The sequence below is a fragment of the Fibrobacter sp. genome, from assembly GCA_024398965.1.
Classification (GTDB): domain Bacteria; phylum Fibrobacterota; class Fibrobacteria; order Fibrobacterales; family Fibrobacteraceae; genus Fibrobacter.
Genome location: JAKSIF010000045.1, coordinates 1 through 18,217 on the forward strand (window position 1 = coordinate 1; position 18,217 = coordinate 18,217).

Sequence of the window (18,217 nt, forward strand, 5' to 3'; positions counted from 1 at the left end):
GCGAAGATCTGCGTCGTGAAATCCCAAATGCCAAGGGGTTTTCGCCGACGACTCTAAAATATGCTGTGTATTTCTACGATTTGTACAAGGATTTTGTAGCAGGACAAAATCGTCCACAACTTGTGGACGATTTGAACGGCCGAATTCGTCAGCAACTTGCTGACGATTTGAACAACCGAATTCGTCCGCAACTTGCGGACGATTTGTGGAAAATTCCTTGGGACCATCATAGACGTATTATTGATAAGTGTAAAAATTCCCCTAAAAAGGCTCTTTTCTTTGTAAAAAAGACCATTGAAAACAACTGGTCTCGTTCCATGTTGCTTACGTTTCTTGATACAGACCTGTATGAGCGTGAAGGTAGAGCCGTTACTAACTTTACAACGACTTTACCTAAGGAGCAGGGGGACTTGGCTCGTGAATTGACTCGAGACCCGTATTGCTTTGACTTTGTGGAAGTTCGTAGCGATTTTGAGGAACGGGAATTGAAAGACGCTCTGCTCAAGAATATTGAAATGTTCCTGATGGAACTTGGTCGCGGTTTTGCCTACATGGGGCGAGAATATCGTTTGCAGGTCGGTGCAACTGAACAATTTCTGGATATGCTTTTTTACAACACCAAGTTGCATTGCTATGTGGTAGTTGAAGTGAAAACAGGGAAGTTTGAACCTGCTTACATTGGACAACTTAGCACTTACGTGGTGGCTGTGAATCACTTGTTGAAAAGTCCAGAAGACAAGCCTACGCTTGGTATTTTGGTGTGTAAGGACAAGGACGAAGTTCTTGCGCAATATTCCTTGGAGGGTTCAGTCAATCCCATTGCCATTTCAGAATTTGAATTGTCAAAAATTTACCCGAAGGATTTCAAGAGTTGCCTGCCCTCTATCAAGGAACTGGAAGATCAGTTAAATGGATGAATATTTTCAAAGGAGATACTATGCCCAGAAAAAATCCAAGTTCACAAAATGCAGTTTCCATTCCGGTGGCTGTTGATACAATCAAATCGGCCATTCTGCAAAGCCAGTACATGGCGGCTAGTTCCACCAACAAGATTCAGTTGGCGTTGTACTTTTCGGTGGGACGATTTGTTTCCCTGAATACGCGTTACGGGCGTTGGGGTGGCAATGCAATCAAGCAGATTAGTGAACGCTTGCAGAAGGAACTGCCGGGTTTGCGCGGTTTTTCGGAACGTAGTATTAAGTATATGCGGACCTTTTTTGAGGAGTGGCATCCGGCTGAAAACGTGTCTAATTCGGCAATCGTAATTGCCGAATTGGCGAATTTGAACGAATTTAGTCAATTTTATGGTTTTGATGCCATTTCATTCACTCATCACATCAATATTTTGACGGGTGCAAAGTCTCGGGAGGAGCGCCTTTTTTACATCGAGCGTTGCGCCAAAAATTCCTGGACGGTTGAATTTTTGAAGTCCGAGATCAAGTCTGGCGCTTACCATCACCAGGGGCAAATGTCAAACAATTTTTCTTCCACTTTGAATAGTCCCCAGTCGGCGCTGCAGGCAATTTCCATGTTCAAGGATGAATATCTGTTGGACTTTATGAATGTGGAGGAACTTGGCGAACGGGATAAATCCCTTGTAGATGAGCGCGTTGTTGAGAATGGAATTATCCATAACATCAAAAATTTCATCATGAAATTTGGCAAGGATTTTGCATTCATCGGGAATCAGTACCATCTTGAAAAGTTCGGTGAAGATCAGTATATTGACTTGCTTTTTTACAATCGCGAGTTGAATGCGCTCGTTGCCTTTGAATTGAAGATGGGAGATTTTAAGCCTGCATACTTGGGACAGTTAAGCAGTTACCTTCGCATTCTCGATGACGAAGTGCGCAAGCCTCATGAAGAACCGTCCATTGGAATTGTTCTTTGCAAGAATGCGAACAAGGCATTTGTGGAATATGTCATCCAGGATTATAACCACCCTATGGGCGTTGCCACTTACAAGCTGATGCAAGAAAAACTGCAAAAGGTCTTGCCGAATGAAGAAGAACTGAAGAAACTGCTGTAAAAATTTCCAACCATTAGTTGGAGATCTTATAAATTATATTTGTTCTCAATTAAGAGGCCTTTATGAAAAATTTTATTGCGAAGATGGGTGCTGTTCTGTTTGTGCTTTGGGCTGCATCGGTAAGCCATGCAGGAACCCTAAAGGATACCCGTGACGGCAAGACCTATAAGACTGTAAAGATTGGAGACCAGGTTTGGATGGCGGAAAACCTGAATTATCAGACTGGCGAAAGCAAGTGCTACGAGAACAAGCCTGAAAACTGCGAAAAGTATGGCCGCCTTTATGTTTGGAGAGAGGCTGTGACTGCCTGCCCCGATGGCTGGCACCTGCCCAATAAGCAGGAACTTGAAGACCTTGTGACTCTGGCCGGTCAAAAGGCTGGTGATATTGGCAAGGCAGGAACCGTACTGAAATCCAAAACCGGCTGGAATGAATATGAGGGCAAAAGCGGAAACGGCACCGATGCCCTCGGCTTTAGGGCGTTGCCTGCAGGCGCCTACTGCAGCCCCTTCGACGCCTTCAACATCGAGGGCAGCAGCGCAGGCTTCTGGTCTTCTACGGGGGACAATAGTAACGGCGCGTACGACCTGGATTTGTTCTACAACCGCGAGCTTGCCGGCGTGAACTACGACGGTAAGGATAACGGCTTCTCAGTTCGTTGTGTCAGGAATAACTAAAAATACCCCCTAATTTGAATGGCACGATTTTGTTTTGATTGTACTTGCATTTAAGATGAATGTTTAGTATATTTTCTTTCAGACAGGGTGACAGAGCCGCCACCTGAGAAAAAAAAGAAAGCTCAAATTGATGACAGGGTGGTAGAGCGACCACCTGAGATAAAAAAGAAAGCTCATTAGATGAACCGTTTCTTATATCAACTATAAGGAACGGTTTTTTGTTTTTTTAAACCCTTGGTAGTTGATGAAAGAAAGAATTAAACCGGTGATGGCCTTGTTGTCTTCTCAGTTTTATGAACGCAATAAGGAAAATACAGAAATTTTATCTAAGCAGAATCGTCCTTATTTAGTATTGTTGATTGAATATCGTGGACTGAAGTTTGCGATACCATTTCGATCGCATATTCAACATACTCATGCCTACAAGTTTCAGGGCGAGGGCTCTCAAAGAAAAGCTTCTGGCTTAGACTTTAGTAAAAGCGTCTTGGTTGCGAGTGATGATGAAATAGGACCACCAGCGCATTTGATCCCTGCTGAGCGTAAAGAACTTCTGAAACGCTTTAATTTCATCGTGCAAAAATTCCATTCATACATAGATGACTTTATCGAGGGCTTAAAAAAGGAACCGCTTCAGCCTAAGTATAGGATGTCATCCTTGACGTTCTACAAGGAAACTTTGTTGAAATCGGAAAAGTGATTTGGAATTTCCATAAACTTACAGATGTTCCCCCAGCATTTTTTCCATCCAGATCATGTTATACCATTGCCCGAATTTGTAGGCGCAGTCGTTGAAGGTGCCTACCAGCGAGTAGCCCATGTGTTCGTGAAATTTCTGGCTGCTGTTGTCCAGGTGGGTGCTGCCAGGTTTTGGCGAAGCGATGCAGGCGTAGGCGTTTAGAATCCCGCGAGCCTTCAGTTCTTTTTCCAGTTCGTTATACAGGGCGCGGCCATAGCCTTTCCCGTGTTCGCCCATCTTGACGTAGATGGATGTTTCTACGCTGCGGCTGTAGGCGGCGCGGCCCTTGAAAACCCCTGCGTAACAGTACCCAAGAATTTCTGCAGTACCTGCGCCATTTCCGTCCGCGGCGTACTCCGAACTTGCGACGGCCCCGACGGTACCAGCAGCGCGGCCTGAGCTGTCCCCAATTCGTTCCAGAACCAGGTAGGGATATTTTTCCAGCGTCGTGCGGATTCGCTATGCAAATTCCTCTACAGAGGGGGCGTCATACTCGAAGGTAATGGCGGTGCCTTCTACGTAAGGCTTGTAGATAGCCAAGATAGCGGCGGCGTCTTCAACTGTTGCAGAGCGGATGCTTATCATGTTATTTGATTCTCTAGATCCTTCGGTCACTTCGTTCCCTCAGGATGACGCGTTTTTATTTAATGCTCTTTCCGTCCTTGAAGGCGTTGCCGATTTTTTCGCCTAGGGCGTAATAGCCATGACCTTCGGGATCGTAGCACAGGGGGCAAAGTTTCTTGATGTCCACCTTGCCCTTTGCGTTCAATATGGATTCGTCGGCGGAAACGCCCACCACCTGGGTGTAGAGCAGTTCCGTTTCTTCGTCGTAGCTCATGACCTTGCATTCCAAGGTCAGGGGGAGTTCCTTGATGATGGGGGCCTTGACCTTCTTGCTCTTGACGGCGGAAAGTCCGGACTTTGCAAATTTGTCCGCAACCTTGTGACCCGAGGTGATTCCCAGGTAGTCCAGCTGCTTGATGTTTGCGGCGGTGGCCATGCTCACGGTCAGGCACTTGTTCGCCTTGATGTTGTCCATGGTCTTGTGAGTCTTGTCGATGCAGATGGTCACCTTGTCGAAATCGTTGACGCATCCCCAGGCGGCCACCATGGCGTTGGGGGTCTTGTCTTCGTTGTAGGTCCCGATGATCAAAACGGGCTGGGGGTAAAGCAGAGCTTTCTTTCCGAGATCCTTGCGCATGGTAACTCCTTGAAATTTTTGTTACGTTGAAAGTAATATAGTTAGTTTTTATATTTCTGTAGCCGTTATTTCTCATGAATATTTTTTTCGTTAGCGATCTGCATATTGACTTTTATACACCCTTGTCCAGAACGGTGTCCTTGTTGCGTCGCTATTTTCAGGAATTTTTCGAGCGCAATTTCTTGCCGGCGGATGCGTGCTGCATTGCGGGTGACATATCCAATAATTACTTCACCTACGTGGAGTTCCTGAAGTTCATTGCGGAAAAATACCGGCAGGTCTATGTGTGCCTGGGCAATCATGATGTCATTTGTGAACGTGAGGGAATTTTCGGCGTGGATCGCGACTTTCCTACTTCTGAAAGTAAGATTGCCTATTATCTTGAGGAAGCGGCGAAGATTCCCAATGTCCACCTGCTGGAAAATTCCCGTATCGGAAACGTTGCGGGTTGCTTGGGAATGTGCGATTTTACCTACAGGCATCGTCCGGATGCATCTGTCGAGGAATACAAATTCCTGTGGAAAGCACGCTGGTTCGATGGCCGCCACTGGAATTACAAGGACAACGATACCGACGCTCTCTGGGCCCATTACAAGGCTGTCATGAACGACCTGACAGCAGCCCGCCCGAAGGTGATGATGACCCATTTTTTGCCTATGGAATTCGGCATGGCGGAAATGTACCTGACCAATCCGAATTCCACCTACTTCTTCTTTCAGGGAGACGAGTTCCTGAGAAATCTGGACGATGGTTCCATCTGGCAGGCGGGCCACACCCATTCCGCCATCAAGCGGGTGGTATGCGATAGCCTCGGCAAATCTCACCTGCTGCTTTGCAATCCCGTAGGTTACCCAAACGAACATCCCTACGAAGAAAACAGCCTGAAGCGGGAAGACTTTCTGCTGGAAATTTGACGGCCTTGCCATCAAAAAAACGCCGGGTCCTGAAACCCAGCGTTTTTGTTATCCACGCGATTTTAAGCCCTCGTTTCAAGGCTTATTTTTCAGTAGAGTTTTCTGCTTTCTTTTCTTCCTTTTCCTTGGGCAAAACCAGGTTCAGGATCACTGCCAGCAGGAACACCACGGCCACGCAGTTTTCTGCGAAGATGGTCTGGAAGATTTGCGGGAATTCCTTGAACATGCCAGCGGCCTGTGTAAAGCCAAGGCCCACGCTAAGGGAGAGGCTCACGATGACCATGTTGCGCTGGCTAAATCCGCTCTTGGACATCATGCCGAAACCTGCAAACAGAATGGAGCCGAACATCATGATGGTGCAGCCGCCAAGCACTGCCTGCGGGATGGTGGTAAGCAATGTACCGATGGGCGGGAAGATGCCGCCCAGCAGCATGACGATAGCGCCAGTGGCGATGGTAAAGCGGTTCACCACACCGGAGAGGGATGCAAGGCCCACGTTCTGGCTGAAGGAGGTGATGGGGGTGCAACCAAAGATACCGGAGATGGTGCTGACGAAACCGTCGCAGGAAATGGCACCGCCCATTTCGGACTTGTGAATCTGGCGCTTGAGGGCTCCGTTTACAAGAGCGCTGGAATCGCCCACGGTTTCCGTTGCAGAAACCAGGAAGATGGCTACCACAGAAAGAATAGGTCCAATGTGGAATTCCGGAGAGAAGGGTAAAATCTTGGGGAGCGCCACGATGCTGCAGTTAGAAAGTCCGGAGAAGTCCACCATGCCCATGCAGAGAGCAAGAACGTAACCGACCACAAGGCCCACCAGCACAGAGAGGGAGCGGAGGAAGCCCTTGGCGAAAACCTGCGTAAGCAAGCAGGTGAGCAAGGTGACGCTTCCAACGATCCAATTGTGTGTTGCGCCGAAGTCCGCAGAACCCTGGCCGCCGGCGAAGGAGTTTGCGCCGATAGGTAACAGCGAAAAACCGATAGCCGTTACCACAGTCGCTGCCACAATATGCGGAATAAGCTTCAACCAGTATTTTGCAAAAAGTCCAAGTATGCCTTCCACGATACCGCCAACAATCACGGCGCCCATGAGGGTGCCCATGCCCTGGGTGGTGGCGATGCCGATGGAAACAGAAAGGAAGGTGAAGCTGATGCCCATGACGATGGGCAACCTGGAACCGATTTTCCAGATGGGGAAAAGCTGCACCAGGGTACCGATACCTGCAATGATCATACAGTTCTGAACGAGGGCCGCTGTCAGCCCCTTATCCAGGTTTACAACCCCGGCAAGAATCATGATGGGGGTAATGTTTGCAACGAACATGGCCAGCACATGCTGCAAGCCGAAGGGCAAAGCCTTCAGCACCGGCACGCGGCCGTCCAACTGATAGATGTTTTCTGATGAATTGTTCATATTTTTCTCGCGCCTCGAACCTAACCCAGTTTCAAATTCGTATTCTTTAGCGGCAGTTCCGGCTGTTCCCTAAACTTGATGGTCTGCGTCTGCCAATCCATGGATTCCACGATGGCGATGGATTCCACGCGGTAGCCTTCTTCACGCAGGGTGCTGCCGCCCTTCTGCTGACCCTTCTCGATGGCGATGCCGAGACCTGCCACAGTGCCGCCAGCCTGATGGACCAGGTCAATCAAGGCGTGTGCTGCTGCGCCATCTGCCAAAAAGTCGTCTACGATCAAGACCTTGTCGGTAGCCTTCATGTAGGGCTTTGAAATGAACACGTTGTTCATCTTCTTATGGGTAAAGGAGTAGGCCTGAGCCACGTACTTGTCGTCGGTGCTGTTGGCGGTCTGGCTCTTCTTCGCAAAAACCACGGGCACGTCGTAAAGATGTCCCAGCAGTGTGGCGATGGCGATGCCGCTGGCTTCAATAGTCAGAATCTTGTTGATTTCCACATCGCGATAGCGGCGCTGGAATTCGTAGGCCATCTGGCGCATAATATCCACGTCGATCTGATGATTCAAAAAGCTGTCAACCTTAAGGATGTTTCCTTCCTTAATGACGCCGTCACGGAGAATCTTTTCTTCAAGAAAGTTCATAAGGATCTCTTGTAAAGAGTGTAATTATATGGTAAAAAGCTAGTAAAAATGAGATAACGTGCCCTGCTAGGGGTAGAAAACTTGGGATAATAGGGGGAGGTTCCTGTTTTCTGGCTGTTGCCTGTTGTATACAAAAGATGTTTGAAAACTTGCCCCTTATCAGGGGGACTTATGTAGCTTTAGTATAGAACTTTCGGAGTCTTATGTTTTTTATGCGTCTTTTGTCCCTGGTGGTTTGTGCCTTTGCCCTTTGGGCTTGCACTAGTGATAATGCAGTGGAATTTTATCTAGAGGAAATCGCAAGCGAGGCTCCCGTAGCTGATTCCACTTCTGTGGAGGTTTTGGATACCTCTCTTGTGGATGTTGCTGATTCCTCCGTTGTTGAGGTTGCCGATACGACTTTGGTGGAGGTGCCGGCAGATACGGCGAAGGTTGATTCTCCTGCCGTGGAAGTGGAAATAGTCATTCCCTCTTACAAGCCCGTCGTGTTTCCCGAGAGTGAACGTGTCGGACCCGTGAGCCAGTACGGAAAACTGCTTGCAGGTAAAAATTCCCGCGGTGTCGGCCGAATTTATGGCAGCTGCCAAGGCGTTGCCGATAGCGCCGAGGTCCAGGTTCGTGGAATGAGTCTCTATTGGAGCCTGCTGCATCAGGCTACCATGTTCTACTCTGATGCGGGCATTTCTACCATGGTGAAGGACATGAAGATTGAACTGATTCGAGCTGCCATCGGTACGGAGGAATATTGGGGCGGAACACCAGGATTTCTTCGCGATCCCGATGCTCAAAGAGAATTGATTGAGGAAGTTGTCAAGGCTGCGGTAAAGTACGATATTTACGTGATTATCGACTGGCATTCCCATACCGCTCACAAGCAGCTTGCCGATGCAATTCCGTTCTTTGCGGAAATGGCACAAAAGTACGGCAAATATGACAACGTGATTTTTGAAGTTTACAATGAACCCACACAAATTGAGTGGGATACGGTTAAGACTTACGCAAACAGGGTTATCGATGTTATTAGACAGTTCTCCGACAACCTTGTTCTTGTGGGAAGTCCCACATGGGACCAGTCTCCTCAAAGGGCTATTGGCAATGAAGTGACGGATCCTGCCCACAATGTGGCCTACACGTTCCATTACTATGCAAATTCCCACCTGGTTTCTACTACGGGTAGGGGCGCCAACAGGGCCATGGACGCGGGGCTTTCCATCTTTGTTAGTGAATGGGGCACGGGTGCTGCAAGCGGCAGGGGTGTTCCAAATGTGGAGCGCAATGCGGAATGGCAGAAGTGGCTTAACGAGAATAAGCTCTCCTCTGCGAACTGGTCTGCGTCCAAGATTAATGAGGGCACGGCCGCATTCCTTCAGGAAACCACGGTTGATTCACTGGTTTACAGCGAGGCGGGAAATTTGGTAAAGGGCTATTTATCTACAAATCCCGATAGTTATGTACGCTGTAAGGCTGAACCCTGAGTTTAATTACGCGCCTACAATGACCTTGTAGAATTCCAGGAACTGCTCTGGGGAAAGTTCCTCGGCGCGGACGGTGGTAGGATAATCTAGGACCTCGATGGCTTCCTGGATTTTCTTTTTATCGTAGGCCTTGCCGAAGGAGTTGGTAAGTGTCTTGCGCTTTTGTGTAAAGGCGGCGCGGACAAAGTCGAAGAATCCTTCGGGGGCTTGGAGTGCGTCGGCACGCGGTGTCAGCAGCATGGTGGCGCTGTCTACGTTTGGCTTGGGCGTAAAGTGTTCTGGCCCGATCTTTCGTAGAATCTGGGTGTCTGCGTAGGCAGAAACCAAAACGGAAAGGCTCCCGTAATTGCTGCTGCAGGGGGCTGCGCAAATGCGTTCGGCAACTTCCAGCTGGACCATGCCCATAAAGCCCTTGGTCAAATGCAGTCGTGGCATGAGACCTGCAATAATTGCTGTGGAAACATTGTAGGGCAGGTTTCCTGTGACCCAGGGTTTTTCGTGGGCATCCAGGAATGCCTGGAGGTCGAATTTCAAAAAGTCGATGTTCGTGATATGGAAATTCTTGCGGTCGCCGAATTTTCCGTTCAGCACTTCGACGCACTGTTCGTCGATTTCGACGGCGGTCAGTTCTACACCGCGGTTCAGCAGGTGTTCTGTGAGGGCGCCATGGCCTGGACCGATTTCCAGGACGGCTTCGCCGTTGCTCGCAGGCAAATCGCCTGCGATCGCCATGGCGGTGGGAACATCCAGAAAGTTCTGGCCGAATTTGCGACGTCGTGCTCTATCCATACTTTAAAATCTAGAAATTTTACGCAATGCCCCGCGCTGCGGGTCGTTACATCCCGAGGAATCTACATCCCGAGAAATCGCTTCAGGTTTTCCAGCTGGTCCTTGGCGTCCTTGACACCTAGGGCATAGAGGGCGGTAATCTTGGAGGCGTCCTTCTCGACGCGGTTGATTTTCATGTTCACGCTGGGGCGGAACACAAAGGATCTGCCCTGCTTTTCCCATTGGGCGAGAGTTGTCAGGCACTTGTTGTAGCGTACATGACGGTTGCCGACCGCTTCGATGAACTTGGGATACTTGCGGTAAACCAGCTTGTAGAGGGGCAGCAGGGAATTGGCCGATTTCTTGTATCCCTTGGGGCGGGTAACGATTACCACCTGCTTCTTGAATCCGATGCTGTCCATGAATTCAAAGGGGATGCTGTCGGCGGTGTTTCCGTCGAACATTTTCTTGCCTTCGTATTCCACAAGGCTGCTGGCGAGGGCCAGCGAGGAGGACGCCCTGATTGCATCCATTTGAGTGCGCAGGTCGCGTACAAGCAGATGCTCGGCGCCGCCGGTTTCTACGTTGCTGGCTGCGGCATAGAAGTCGGACTCCGCCGCGTTTTTCTTGAAAGTATCAAAGTCGAAGGGATCGATTTCTTCGGGAACCGTGTGATAGCAGAATTTCAGGTCAAAGTAGTTGCCGGTACGAAGCCAGTTTCCAAGGCTCATATAGCGCTTGTCCTGGGAGTGGATCGTATCCAGACGGAAGTTCCTGTCGCGCTGTTCCGACAGGTAGTTGCAAAGGTGGGTTGCCCCGGCAGAAGTTCCTGCATAACCGCCGAACTTGAATCCCTGATCGTGCAGAACATCCAGCACGCCCGCCGTGTAGGCTCCGCGCATTCCACCGCCCTCGAGAACCAGGGCGACATCTTTTATAAAAACCTTAGACATTGTTTCAAATTTAAATTTTATAGTTTTTTGTCAAAGGTAAATGTGTATGACAGAAGAAGAAAAATTGCTTTGCAAAAATCTGAAGGCCTGTGCCGATAGACTTGTGGCCGCGAATGTCTATAGGATTCTTCCTGAAATCGGAACCAACATCGGATACACAATTCGTGGAACGTCTGCTGCGGAAGTCTGCGATATTCCGGGCCGTATCCGCCGTGTGGAAAACGACTGCTGCTACGTTCGAAATCCCAAGATGGGAGGAAGTCTCTATATGGCGGGAACTCTTCTGGCTATCCGTGAGAAATTTCCGGCTGCGCAGTGCGTAGCGAATTTCCGAAGCAGCCCCAAGATTCTTGATGCATGCAAGACACTGCAATTTGAAGTTGCCCACATGCCCGAGATTCCTGATTTCTGGCAACTAGGAGACGCCTACGACAAGGACCTTGCAAAGACGATCAAGTCGTCGAAGATCTTGCCAGATGTCATTACCATACCCGACCGAATCAACCTGGAAAAATTGATTCTTGTGGTCGGGACTTCCATAGAGGATTTCCAGGAGAAGGTGCTTGCATTGAACACCCTGGTCTGCGCCTCTAGAAGTTAAGGAAGGCTCCCAGGGACACGGCGACGGTTTCATGGTCGGAGAAACTGCCGAAGGGATTCTGCAGGAATTCGCGGGTGAAGGTAAGTTCCAGGGCTGCGTTTTCTCCATAGACACGGATACCCATGTTGGCTGTGGCCTGGCCCGGATTGATTTCTACAACCTTGGTATCGACATTTTCAATGCGGGAGTCATTCATCGAGAATGCTTGCCACTGGTAGTTGGCTCCACCGAAGGCGATGACATGGTTTCCCAGGGCGACTTCACCGAGAATGTTCGGAGTCAGGACAATGCTGTATTCGTTATGGCGACTGACCATGTCCTTGATGCGGTCGTAGGCGACCATGGGAATCATGGTGTTGAGGCCCACAAAGACCCTGGATTTTTCGGATTGGAGAACCGCGCTACCGAAGTTGAATTCCGGGACTACCAATACGCCGGATTCAGGCTTGGTAACAGTCGCCCTGTAGGTAGCGATATAGGATTTTCCATCTTCTCCGACGATGATGCTCTTGTCCATGGTCTTGCTTTGAGCAACATGTCTGTCGACACTCAGAGTAAAGGACCATGCAAAGGCGTTGTTAGAGGAATTGCCAATGGTGAATGTTCCGAAGGCGTCCCAGGAGATTTCCTCTGAAACATGGTTTCCTTCGTCCAACAGGATGTTGTTTTCGGGATTGAGGTAGCCGCCGGCCAGGCCCACGTCAAGGTTGCCGATTTTGGCTGACAAAGTACCTGCGAAATAGGTGTCGCCACGGGTTTCCTTTGTAGTGGTACTAGAGTAGTCGGAGTCCTCGTATTTCCATGCCTTGCCGATATTGGTCTCGAGAGAGAAACCGAATCCATCGATGGCGAGACCTGCGGCAATGTTGCCGAAATCCTCATTTTTTTCGAAGGCCATGAAGAACGTCTTGTTTTCGCCGAAGGCAACAACGCCGGATTCGTCTACGGGTTCGATGTAGGCCAGCTTATGGCCGAACATCTTGTGGGGCATGGAAAGGTCTCCGCCGATTGTAGCGGCGGCGGCTTCGTTGCCAACGAGATTGTAGGCGTTTCCGTGAAGAATGTCGAGCTTGTGCTTGGGCGCAGCCGGAGCTTCGGCAACGGAAGCCGCGGCCTGGGCAGGCGTAGCATCTGCTACGACTGCGGCAGCTGTCGCTGCAGAATCGGCGGGGGCTGCGGTTTCAACCGCCTGGGTGGAATCCTGAGCGGGCTGTTCCATCGCCTGCTGGACTTGCTGTAAGGAATCCGCAGGAGTGGTGCTGTCTGCGGTAAAGTCGCTGGCGGGCTGAACCGGCGTTTCGGATGTGTTGTCCTGGGAAATCTCGACGGTCTCGGGATTTTGCTGCACAGGCATCTGTGCGGTAGTATCTGCAATAGCTTCTGTAGGGCTTTCTGCCGGAATGTTTTCCGCTGTTGCCTCGGGAGCGGCAGGCGCGGCTTCTGCAGACGCTGCCTGCTCTGCTGTCGCGGTGGGCTCTGTACTCGGGACTTCTGCCGCGGCTGTTTCAGGGGTTGCGGCCTCAGTAGCAGGCGCTTCCACCGGGCTTTCCGTCGTAGCGGGAGCTTCAACTGTGGCTACCGCAGGCGTTTCTGCTGCGGGTTGATCCTGAGGGATAATTTCCTGGGCTTGGAGGCATGCTGCAAAACCAAGGGAAATAGCGAAAACATTCTTCTTCATATTCATGTTTTAAACATAAATAAAAAACGTTTCCATAGGGAAGATTCTGCCAACATGGCTGGTTTTTTGTGTAACCAGTAAAAATGACCGATTGTTTTGCTATTTTGTCAGCATAAGTTAAGGCGCGGTCCTGTACTGCGCAAAAAAATGAGGTTTTTATGTCCGTTGCAATGCAAGATGTAATGAAGCAGTCCGGTGTGGCTTTCGGTACCAGTGGGGCACGCGGCCTGGTTTCTGCCATGACCGATCGCGTATGCTACGTTTACGCTCGCTCCTTTATCAAGTACTGCGAAGCTTCCTACAAGTGCGATCACGAAATCGCAATCGCTGGCGACCTTCGCCCCAGTACCGGTCGCATCTTGCAGGCTCTGGTGAAGGCTGGTCAGGATGCCGGCTGGAAGGTGACTTACTGCGGCCGCATTCCGTCCCCTGCAATCGCCCTCTATGGCCTCGACAAGAAGCTGCCCACCATCATGGTGACCGGCTCCCATATTCCCGCCGACCGCAACGGCATCAAGTTCAACCACCCCAATGGCGAAATCACCAAGGCTGACGAACAAGGTATCGTAAGCCAGAGTGTTGATTTTGACGAAGCCATGTTTGGCGCCGACGGCATGCTCGTCGCCGCTCCAGAACTTCCTGCAGTCGAAAAGGAAGCAGAAGAAAACTACTGCCTGCGTTACCCCAAGTTTTTTGGCGAAAAGGCCCTGCAGGGTTTGACTATCGGCGTGTACCAGCATTCCGCAGTTGGCCGCGATATCGTGGTCCGCGTTCTTGAAAGCCTTGGCGCCTGCGTCAAGCCCTTTGGCCGCAGTGACGTTTTTGTTCCCGTGGATACTGAAGCTATCCGCCCCGAAGATGAGGAACTGGCCCGCGAATTTACCCACAAGGATTATGTAGACGCCGTGTTCAGTACCGATGGCGATAGCGACCGCCCGCTTTTGGCCGATGACGTGGGCATGTGGCTCCGCGGTGACGTTCTTGGCATTCTCGCTTCCCAGGCTCTGGGTATCAAGCGCATTGCTACTCCCGTCAGCTGCAATACCTCTCTTGAAAAGTGCGGCAGCTTTGAAAAGATTGAACGTTCCCGCATCGGTTCTCCGTATGTAATCGCCGGCATGGAAAGCCTCGTGGACGCGAACTCCGCGGATGTGTCCGTCGCAGGTTACGAAGCCAACGGCGGTTTCTTGCTGCAGACCGACCTGAAGCGTACCGCCTACGATGGCGTTACCCGTACGCTGCCCGCTCTGCCTACCCGCGACGCTCTGCTTCCCATGATCGCTGTGATGGTCATGGTTCGCGAACAGAAGATGTGCGTCGTTGATTTGCTCCGCAAACTTCCCAAGCGCTTCACCGTAAGCGACCGCCTCAAGGAATTCCCCACCGAGATTTCCAAGGCAAAGCTTGCCGAAATCCGCGAGCAGAAGCTTGGCGAAAAGCTGTTCGGCAAGTTTGCCGCAAAGCCCAGCAAGTTCAACAAGGGCGCTCCTTTCCACGGCAAGATGGTTTCCCTCAACGAAGTGGACGGCTACCGTATGGAATTTGACTCCGGCGATATCGTGCACCTGCGCCCCAGCGGCAACGCCCCGGAATTCCGCTGCTATGTGGAAACCGAAGGCAAGGAACGCTCCGCCGAACTTCTGGCCGACTGCCTCAAGGTCATGGAAGGCTGGAGAAAGTAGCCTTACGTCATCCTGAGCAAGCAAAGCTTGCGAAGGATCCAGTGACGTTTAACTCTTTTTTTGTATTTTAAACCTATGATGAAGAAACTTCTTGCAACCGCTTTGCTTTGTTCCGCCACAGCCGCCTTTGCTGGCGAGTTTTGGCATGTGGACCGCGGTGGTTCTTCCATGAAGTTTCTTTCTATGCAGACTTCCGCTCGTTCTGCCGCCATGTCTGGCGCAGGTGTGGCAGATGCTGGCCGCGTATCCGAAGTAGGGCGCAACCCGTTGGCCATGAGCGCAGTCAATGAAGCTGAATTCGGTTTGAACCAAATCATCTTCGATGAGCATGGCGCCGATAATTTTGTTTCGGCCTATTACGGCTTGCCCTTCTCCATTGCGAACTATCCTCTGGCCATGTCCATGACGGTGGATTTCCTTGGTTATGACGGTATCGAGGGCCGCGACGAGAACGGCCTCAAGACTGATGATTACGGCGCCTACGCCTGGAGCCTTCAGGCAGGTCTCGGCAGCCGCGGCAAGGTTTTCAACTGGGCTGCTACCGCACGCTTTGCACAGCAGACTATCGACGATGAATCCGCCATCGCCATTCTTGGTGACGCCGGTCTCTCTTACCGCGTGAACAAGTACGTGGGTTTTGGCGCTACCGTGACCAACGCCGGTTACATGGGCGACTACGACGGCGAAGACGAAGTGGCCCCCATGGCAGTCCAGGCTGGTGTCAGCGGTATCCTGCCTATTTCTGAAAGTTGGAACATCCATCTTAATGTAGATGCATACCGCCGTGCCGATACGGAAGACCAGTGGCTCTTTGGCGGTGAAGTCAACTACATGGACGCTCTTTCCTTGCGTCTTGGTTATGCCATCCGTCCCGACACCGAGAATGGTATCAGCTGCGGTCTTGGCTTTGCCTTCGGCATGATCGTGTTTGACTACGGTTACAGCCCCCGCCCCGCATTTGAAGGCGGAAATCATTACCTTAGTATCGGTCTCAAGTTCTAGCGCTGTGGATCTTTATCTGGTAGTTTAGGCTACCTCGGCTGATTCCCAGTTTTCTTGCCGTAAGGCTTCTGTTCCATTTGTTGTTTTCAAGCTCCTGGTTGATTGTGTCCCAGTGAGGTCTTGCGCGGTACAGCCCCATAGGTTCCGCAAGCGTTTGGGCTGGGCTTTTGCCATTGGCTGTATGGTTTAGGCCAGGTTCTATTTCGAATTCCGCAGACAGGATGTCCACTAGGTTTATGCCGTGTGGCTTGAGCAGGGCATAGCGTTGCATTACGTTCTTTAGCTGGCGTACATTGCCGGGCCAGTTTCTGCGGGACAGGGCCGCCACTTCGTGCTCCTCCAGGGCACAGTTCTCGGAACAGCAGGCCTCCTGCCAGAGCTGCTGCGCAATGTCCTTGAAGTCGTCGCGTTCCCGTAATGGCGGGACCCGTATGGGGAGCACGTTCAATCTGAAGTAGAGGTCCTCGCGGAACCGCCCTGCGGCTACCTCATGTCGCAAGTCCCTGTTGGTGGCGCAAATCAGCCTGAAGTCTACAGGAATGCTTTGGGCGGAACCCAGGGGCAGTACAGCTTTCTCTTGCAGTATCCGCAGGAGTTTGCACTGGATGTCCAGCGGCATCTCGCCGATTTCGTCCAGGAACAGAGTCCCGCCGTGGGACGCCCGCACGACGCCCGGCTGGTCCGTATGGGCGCCCGTGAAGGCCCCTTTCTTGGCGCCTTCCAGAATGCTTTCCGTAAGGTTTCGGGAAATGGCCCCGCAGTTCAGTGCCATGAAAGGTGCGTTTTTCCGCGGGCTGTGGCTGTGTATATAGCGGGCACAGACTTCCTTTCCGGCGCCGGATTCCCCCTGCAGGAGTACGGAGATGTCGGATTTAGCTGCGATTAGAAGGATGTTTTCGATGTTTTTCATAGAGGCTCCATCTTTATACACGCTTTTTTCCCTTTAATTGAACGGCTTTTTTTATTAATTTTACGCCCGCCTTGAAGATTTTACATTCGAGTACGTAGAATGGAGGCGCTTCAGGGTATTCACAAGTGGCTGGCTTAGGCAAGTAGGTCCGAGTCGAAGGTTTGTCGCTCCGAACGGGGCGCGAGGCTTGGGACCCAGGGGCCGGCAGCCCAAAGGAAAACACATGTCTAGAATCGTATGTAAGTTCGGTGGCTCTTCCGTCGCCGACGCAGGTCAGTTCCGTAAAATCAAGAACATCGTTTCCTCCGATGCAAAGCGCAAGGTCGTAGTGGTATCCGCTCCCGGTAAGCGCAATCCCAAGGAAACCAAGCTGACCGACCTCCTCTACAGCACCTATGATCTCGCTTCCAAGCACCTGGATTTCTCCGAACCCTGGAACCTGATCCGCAACCGCTATCTCGAAATTTGCTCCGACCTTGGTATCGAACCCAAGGTTGCCGAAGACCTGGACAAGCTTGAAAAGCAGCTTCGCGACGACGTTGAAAGCATCACCACCGACTACCTCGTAAGCCGTGGCGAATACCTGAGCGCTCGCGTCATGTCCGTGTACCTGGGTGCCGAATTCGTGGATACTTTCCCCATCATCACCTTCGATGAAAAGTACCGCATTCTGCCTTCCAGCTACGAAACCATCGCCAAGGCCCTTTCCGACGAGAACAAGCTCTACGTTCTTCCGGGCTTCTACGGTTCCAACACCCGTGGCGAACTGAAGACCTTCAGCCGCGGCGGCTCCGATATTACCGGCGCAATTCTCGCCAACGCAATCGACGCCGAAACCTACGAAAACTGGACCGATGTTTCCGGCATGCTGATGGCTGACCCCCGCATCGTCGAAAATCCGCTGCCCATCGAATACGTGTCCTACCGCGAAATCCGCGAACTGGCCTACTCCGGCGCAAGCGTCCTTCACGACGAATCCATCGCTCCTTGCCGCGCCAAGAAGATTCCTATCAATATCCGCAACACCAACCGCCCCGAAGACGCCGGTACCATCATCGGCCCCACTCCGGAATCCACCAAGCTTCCCATCACCGGCGTTGCCGGCCGTAAGGGCTTCTCCATGATCTACATCGAAAAGTCCATGATGAACAAGGAAGTTGGTTTCGGTCGCCGCGTGCTGGCCGTTCTCGAAGGCGAAGGCCTTTCCTACGAACTGTGCCCCAGCGCCATCGACTCCATGAGCATCGTTGTGGATACCAAGAAGCTGGAAGCCGTTGAACACGTGGTCATGGAAGACATCACTCAGCAGATGCATCCGGACCGCATCAAGATCTTCAAGGGCATCAGCCTTATCGCTACCGTTGGCCATGGCATGACCAACAAGATCGGTGTTGCTGCAAAGCTCTTCACCGCCCTTGCAGAAAACAGCGTCAACGTCCGAATCATCGACCAGGGTTCTTCCCAGATCAACATCATCACCGGTGTGGATGAAGACGACATGAACAAGGCCATCAAGGCCATCTACGACGCATTCAC

The 18,217-nt window shown here is 51.3% G+C and carries 19 protein-coding genes; 10 read left to right on the forward strand and 9 right to left on the reverse strand.

All coding sequences use genetic code 11. The features are described from left to right. From MJZ26_12430 to MJZ26_12445, 4 genes are all read left to right on the forward strand, one after another. Positions 1-917 (forward strand): PDDEXK nuclease domain-containing protein (locus tag MJZ26_12430; protein ID MCQ2106586.1); only part of this gene is annotated, 917 nt, incomplete at its 5' end. A gap of 20 nt (positions 918-937) precedes the next feature. Next, complete coding sequence (locus tag MJZ26_12435; GenBank protein MCQ2106587.1) at positions 938-2,029, forward strand: PDDEXK nuclease domain-containing protein; 1,092 nt, start codon at positions 938-940, stop codon at positions 2,027-2,029. Positions 2,030-2,091: 62 nt separating this feature from the next. After that, entirely contained in the window at positions 2,092-2,706 is a 615-nt protein-coding gene (locus MJZ26_12440; protein ID MCQ2106588.1) for a fibrobacter succinogenes major paralogous domain-containing protein, read from the forward strand. A 244-nt stretch (positions 2,707-2,950) separates the two neighbouring features. Continuing rightward, positions 2,951-3,403 carry a hypothetical protein gene (locus MJZ26_12445; protein ID MCQ2106589.1) on the forward strand — a complete coding sequence of 151 codons (453 nt, stop codon included), beginning with the start codon at positions 2,951-2,953 and terminating at the stop codon, positions 3,401-3,403. An 18-nt stretch (positions 3,404-3,421) separates the two neighbouring features. On the opposite strand, the gene MJZ26_12450 is transcribed toward MJZ26_12445, so the two are convergent. From MJZ26_12450 to MJZ26_12460, 3 genes are all read right to left on the reverse strand, one after another. Then, complete coding sequence (locus tag MJZ26_12450; GenBank protein ID MCQ2106590.1) at positions 3,422-3,760, reverse strand: N-acetyltransferase family protein; 339 nt, start codon at positions 3,758-3,760, stop codon at positions 3,422-3,424. Positions 3,761-3,901: 141 nt separating this feature from the next. Next, on the reverse strand, positions 3,902-4,057 hold the full coding sequence (locus MJZ26_12455) for a hypothetical protein (protein ID MCQ2106591.1): 156 nt from the start codon (positions 4,055-4,057) through the stop codon (positions 3,902-3,904). Between the two features lie 25 nt (positions 4,058-4,082). Further along, positions 4,083-4,643 carry a flavin reductase family protein gene (locus tag MJZ26_12460; GenBank protein ID MCQ2106592.1) on the reverse strand — a complete coding sequence of 187 codons (561 nt, stop codon included), beginning with the start codon at positions 4,641-4,643 and terminating at the stop codon, positions 4,083-4,085. Between the two features lie 74 nt (positions 4,644-4,717). Between MJZ26_12460 and MJZ26_12465 the strand changes: the two genes are divergently transcribed. Continuing rightward, positions 4,718-5,557 (forward strand): metallophosphoesterase, encoded by an 840-nt coding sequence (locus MJZ26_12465; protein ID MCQ2106593.1) that lies wholly within the window; start codon positions 4,718-4,720, stop codon positions 5,555-5,557. A gap of 82 nt (positions 5,558-5,639) precedes the next feature. On the opposite strand, the gene MJZ26_12470 is transcribed toward MJZ26_12465, so the two are convergent. After that, positions 5,640-6,971: a purine permease gene (locus tag MJZ26_12470; GenBank protein MCQ2106594.1), complete on the reverse strand. Its 1,332-nt coding sequence runs from the start codon at positions 6,969-6,971 to the stop codon at positions 5,640-5,642. A gap of 20 nt (positions 6,972-6,991) precedes the next feature. Further along, a complete protein-coding gene (locus tag MJZ26_12475; protein ID MCQ2106595.1) occupies positions 6,992-7,612 on the reverse strand; it encodes a xanthine phosphoribosyltransferase in 621 nt (206 codons plus the stop codon). 212 nt (positions 7,613-7,824) lie between these two features. Between MJZ26_12475 and MJZ26_12480 the strand changes: the two genes are divergently transcribed. Then, the gene (locus tag MJZ26_12480; GenBank protein MCQ2106596.1) at positions 7,825-9,087 is read left to right on the forward strand and encodes a glycoside hydrolase family 5 protein; all 1,263 of its coding nucleotides are present in this window, start codon (positions 7,825-7,827) and stop codon (positions 9,085-9,087) included. A 6-nt stretch (positions 9,088-9,093) separates the two neighbouring features. Here the strand turns inward: MJZ26_12480 and rsmA are convergent, their stop codons facing one another. Together rsmA and MJZ26_12490 are read right to left on the reverse strand one after the other, a co-directional pair. Continuing rightward, a complete protein-coding gene (gene rsmA, locus MJZ26_12485; GenBank protein MCQ2106597.1) occupies positions 9,094-9,876 on the reverse strand; it encodes a 16S rRNA (adenine(1518)-N(6)/adenine(1519)-N(6))-dimethyltransferase RsmA in 783 nt (260 codons plus the stop codon). 62 nt (positions 9,877-9,938) lie between these two features. Further along, on the reverse strand, positions 9,939-10,808 hold the full coding sequence (locus MJZ26_12490) for a patatin family protein (GenBank protein MCQ2106598.1): 870 nt from the start codon (positions 10,806-10,808) through the stop codon (positions 9,939-9,941). A 46-nt stretch (positions 10,809-10,854) separates the two neighbouring features. Here MJZ26_12490 and MJZ26_12495 point away from each other — a divergent pair, with 46 nt between their 5' ends. Next, complete coding sequence (locus MJZ26_12495; GenBank protein ID MCQ2106599.1) at positions 10,855-11,409, forward strand: hypothetical protein; 555 nt, start codon at positions 10,855-10,857, stop codon at positions 11,407-11,409. Here the strand turns inward: MJZ26_12495 and MJZ26_12500 are convergent. Continuing rightward, positions 11,399-13,087, reverse strand: a complete 1,689-nt coding sequence (locus MJZ26_12500) for a hypothetical protein (GenBank protein ID MCQ2106600.1) — start codon at positions 13,085-13,087, stop codon at positions 11,399-11,401. The two genes, MJZ26_12495 and MJZ26_12500, sit on opposite strands and share 11 nt — an antisense overlap. Before the next feature lie 158 nt (positions 13,088-13,245). Between MJZ26_12500 and MJZ26_12505 the strand changes: the two genes are divergently transcribed. Together MJZ26_12505 and MJZ26_12510 are read left to right on the forward strand one after the other, a co-directional pair. Further along, complete coding sequence (locus MJZ26_12505) at positions 13,246-14,769, forward strand: phosphomannomutase (protein MCQ2106601.1); 1,524 nt, start codon at positions 13,246-13,248, stop codon at positions 14,767-14,769. 75 nt (positions 14,770-14,844) lie between these two features. Beyond that, entirely contained in the window at positions 14,845-15,771 is a 927-nt protein-coding gene (locus MJZ26_12510; GenBank protein ID MCQ2106602.1) for a PorV/PorQ family protein, read from the forward strand. On the opposite strand, the gene MJZ26_12515 is transcribed toward MJZ26_12510, so the two are convergent. Continuing rightward, positions 15,761-16,681, reverse strand: a complete 921-nt coding sequence (locus MJZ26_12515) for a sigma-54 dependent transcriptional regulator (protein ID MCQ2106603.1) — start codon at positions 16,679-16,681, stop codon at positions 15,761-15,763. The genes MJZ26_12510 and MJZ26_12515 overlap by 11 nt on opposite strands. A gap of 223 nt (positions 16,682-16,904) precedes the next feature. Between MJZ26_12515 and MJZ26_12520 the strand changes: the two genes are divergently transcribed. Continuing rightward, a partial coding sequence (locus tag MJZ26_12520; GenBank protein ID MCQ2106604.1) for an aspartate kinase occupies positions 16,905-18,217 on the forward strand: 1,313 nt, incomplete at its 3' end.

Excerpts from the sequence above, each read along its gene's own strand:
- MJZ26_12435 (MCQ2106587.1), top strand. The coding sequence starts at position 938 with ATGCCCAGAAAAAATCCAAGTTCACAAAATGCAGTTTCCATTCCGGTG.
- MJZ26_12440 (MCQ2106588.1), top strand. The coding sequence starts at position 2,092 with ATGAAAAATTTTATTGCGAAGATGGGTGCTGTTCTGTTTGTGCTTTGG.
- MJZ26_12445 (MCQ2106589.1), top strand. The coding sequence starts at position 2,951 with ATGAAAGAAAGAATTAAACCGGTGATGGCCTTGTTGTCTTCTCAGTTT.
- MJZ26_12460 (MCQ2106592.1), bottom strand. The coding sequence starts at position 4,643 with ATGCGCAAGGATCTCGGAAAGAAAGCTCTGCTTTACCCCCAGCCCGTT.
- MJZ26_12465 (MCQ2106593.1), top strand. The coding sequence starts at position 4,718 with ATGAATATTTTTTTCGTTAGCGATCTGCATATTGACTTTTATACACCC.
- MJZ26_12470 (MCQ2106594.1), bottom strand. The coding sequence starts at position 6,971 with ATGAACAATTCATCAGAAAACATCTATCAGTTGGACGGCCGCGTGCCG.
- MJZ26_12475 (MCQ2106595.1), bottom strand. The coding sequence starts at position 7,612 with ATGAACTTTCTTGAAGAAAAGATTCTCCGTGACGGCGTCATTAAGGAA.
- MJZ26_12480 (MCQ2106596.1), top strand. The coding sequence starts at position 7,825 with ATGCGTCTTTTGTCCCTGGTGGTTTGTGCCTTTGCCCTTTGGGCTTGC.
- rsmA (MCQ2106597.1), bottom strand. The coding sequence starts at position 9,876 with ATGGATAGAGCACGACGTCGCAAATTCGGCCAGAACTTTCTGGATGTT.
- MJZ26_12490 (MCQ2106598.1), bottom strand. The coding sequence starts at position 10,808 with ATGTCTAAGGTTTTTATAAAAGATGTCGCCCTGGTTCTCGAGGGCGGT.
- MJZ26_12495 (MCQ2106599.1), top strand. The coding sequence starts at position 10,855 with ATGACAGAAGAAGAAAAATTGCTTTGCAAAAATCTGAAGGCCTGTGCC.
- MJZ26_12500 (MCQ2106600.1), bottom strand. The coding sequence starts at position 13,087 with ATGAAGAAGAATGTTTTCGCTATTTCCCTTGGTTTTGCAGCATGCCTC.
- MJZ26_12505 (MCQ2106601.1), top strand. The coding sequence starts at position 13,246 with ATGTCCGTTGCAATGCAAGATGTAATGAAGCAGTCCGGTGTGGCTTTC.
- MJZ26_12510 (MCQ2106602.1), top strand. The coding sequence starts at position 14,845 with ATGATGAAGAAACTTCTTGCAACCGCTTTGCTTTGTTCCGCCACAGCC.
- MJZ26_12515 (MCQ2106603.1), bottom strand. The coding sequence starts at position 16,681 with ATGAAAAACATCGAAAACATCCTTCTAATCGCAGCTAAATCCGACATC.